This window comes from uncultured Flavonifractor sp., from assembly GCF_944383115.1.
Taxonomy (GTDB): Bacteria; Bacillota; Clostridia; order Oscillospirales; family Oscillospiraceae; genus Flavonifractor.
Genome location: NZ_CALWOJ010000161.1, coordinates 1 through 2,778, shown reverse-complemented (window position 1 = coordinate 2,778; position 2,778 = coordinate 1). Strand labels below are relative to the sequence as shown.

Sequence of the window (2,778 nt, the reverse complement as noted above, 5' to 3'; positions counted from 1 at the left end):
CCGAAATCCTGGAAGGGCAGGATCACCCACAGGGCCCGGCCCAGCACATACCGCTCGTCCACCGTGCCCAGGGTCACGTCCCGGCTGTCGGAGGAGTGGTTGCGGTTGTCCCCCATAACGAAGATGGAACCCTCGGGTACCACCACGTCGGTGATGGTCTCCCCGCCGGGCCGGCGCATATCCTCCTCGGGGTTGATATAGGGCTCGTCCAGCACCACGCCGTCCACGGTGACGGTGCCGGCGTCGTAGTCAATGACCACATGCTGGCCGCCGGTGGCGATGACCCGCTTGACGATGGGGCCTTCGGAGGCGTCAAACTCCTTGGTCAGCACCACCACGTCCCCCTGTTTCGGGGTATAGCCGATGCTTTGCAGCAGCAGCAGGTCCCCGTCGTGGAGGGTGGGGTACATGGAGGAGCCCACCACGCCGATGATGCGTCCCACAAAGGTGAAGATGAGGATCAGGGCCACCAGCACCATCACCAGGGCCTGCAACCAGAAGTAGAGGTCCACCTTCAGGGCGTCCTTCCCCTCCAGCTCCTGCTCCTGGGTCTTTTCTTTTGCCAATGCCATCAGCTCCATACGCTTGAATTATGAAACATTATAGCTTTATTTTCCCCCGATTGCAAGGGAAATTCGCGTCAGCGGCCCTGCTGCCAGGCCTTCTCCCGACTGTGGCAGGTGAAGAGCAGAATCTGCCGCTGCCCCCCCAGCTTCTCCAGGCACGCCAGGGCCAGGGCCATGCGGCTGTCGTCGAAGTTGGTCAGGGCGTCGTCCAACACCAGGGGGCAGGGCTCCTCCTGGGGCAGCGCCAGCCGGCACACCGCCAGACGCACCGCCAGATAGAGCTGATCCGCCGTCCCCTGGGACAGGGCGATGGCCCGCCGGGGCTGGAGGCCGCCAGCCTCCTGGGCCAGGGCCTCAAACTGCCGGGTGAGGGACACCTTATCGTACTTGCCGCCGGTGAGGCGGGCCAGATAGTCCCCGGCCAGACGGTTGAGGGCGGGGGAGAACCGGGCCTGAAGCCCCGCGTGGGCCTGATCCAAAGCCTTGAGGGCGATCTCCAGGGCGGCGTATTCCTCCTGCCGCCGCTCCAGCTCCTCCCGGGCGGTCTCCTTCCGCAGTTCCAGCTCCGCCGGGTCCCCCAGGGTGTTCAGCTCCCCCTGGGCCATGGCCAGGCCGCTGCGCAGCCGGGACAGCTCCCCCTCCGCCGCGTTCAGCCGGGCCGCCGTCTCGGCGGGGTCGAACCGGGGCTCCACCCCGGGGTCGGCCGCCACCTCCTCCGGCCTGGGCAGACTGGCGGCCAGCCGCTGAGCCCCTTCCAGCTTCACCCGGGCGGTGGCCAGCCCCTCCTCCAGCTGGAGGGTACGGGACAGGGCCGCCGACACCCCGAAGGTGTCCTTCACCGTGGGTGCAAAGGGGTGAACCAGCTCCAGCAACGCCTTGCGGGTGTTCTCGTCCTGGGCTATGAGGGCGTCCAGATCGCTCTGGGCGCTCTCCCTCTGTTTGGCGGCCTGTCCGGCTACCACCTGGGCCTCCCGGTAGGCGCTGGCCCGGGCCAGGATGTCCTCGGGGCTCTCCGCCTCGTAGCGTTCCAGCAGCTCCGCCGCCAGAACCCCGGCCCGCTTTTTCCGCAGGCAGGCGACCACCAACAGGCCCACGCCAGCCACAGCCAGCACGCCGCAGGCCGCGCCCCCCATCCACAGGGCGGGCAGCACGCCGGCAACGGCCAGCACCAGCGCCCCGGCGGCCAGCGCCAGGGCAACGGCGCCCCCGGCGTACAGCCCGCCGCAGCGGGGGGCCTCCCCCGCCGCCTGGGCGTCGGCGCCGGCCTGCTCCCAGGCCTGGTCGGGGGTCATGTCTGAAAAAAGGGGATCTGCCGCGTCGGCGGCGGCCTGGGCCTCGGCGGCTTTGGCCTCCTCCAGCCTGACCTCAGCCTGCTTGCGGCTGGTGTGCAGGGCGTTGAGCTGGTTCAGCTCCCCCTGGGCCTTTTGGAGGGCGGCCTTGTCGGGGGGCGTACCGTAGCGGTTGAGTTCCCCTTCGATGGTGTCCACCTGCTCCCTGGCCGCTGCCAGGGCGGCCTGGGCCTCCTCCCACCGCTGGCGGCGGACTGCCATCGCCCGGGCCAGGTGGGCGTCCCGCTCGGCCTGGAGGGTCTGATGCTCCCTCCGGAGCTTGTCCATCTCCCGGCGGGCCTCCTGGGCCAGCCGGAAGGCCTTGGCCTGACGGCCCTCGGTCTCCCCGATGTCGGTCAGCTCCTCCTCCAGTTTGGGGATGAGGCCGGTCTTGTTGTGCCTGCGGCGGTTGAGCCAGTCCCGCAGGCGGCGCTCCACCTGGGAGCAGGACACGTCCTCCTCTCCGCTGGAGGCCAAGGCGGCGATGCGGGCCTCCAGGGCGGGGGCGCCGTCGATGGCCGCGCCCCCCTGGCCGATAAAGGCGGAGCGTTCAAAGACCTCTCTGGGGGCACCGATGAGGGTCTCCCCCACGTTGTCGGCAGTGAGGAAGGGGACCGGTTCCCCGGTGTCGGTATACACCGCCTCAAATTTGCCGAAGGGGGTACCCCCCTTGGGGCCACGGCGAAGGGTGATCCTCTCCCCCTTCCACTCCAGCTCCACCACGCCCTCCATCGCCCCGCCGTTCCAGGGCTGGTAGCGGTTCTTTTCGGCAATGTAGCCCTGCTTGTCCCGCTCCTTGGTGTTGACGCCGTAGAGCATGGCCCGCAGGAAGGCCGACCAGGTGGACTTGCCCCCCTCGTTGGGGGCCTCGATGATATTCAGCC

2 protein-coding genes are annotated in these 2,778 nt (G+C 69.0%); both read right to left on the bottom strand.

Going from position 1 to position 2,778, the window contains the following annotated elements; all coding sequences use genetic code 11:
• Positions 1–572, bottom strand: a 572-nt coding sequence (gene lepB, locus Q0K43_RS11665) for a signal peptidase I (RefSeq protein ID WP_366086412.1), incomplete at its 3' end; no start/stop codon positions are given.
• Positions 573–640: 68 nt separating this feature from the next.
• Positions 641–2,778 (bottom strand): ATP-binding protein (locus tag Q0K43_RS11660; RefSeq protein WP_297290695.1); only part of this gene is annotated, 2,138 nt, incomplete at its 5' end.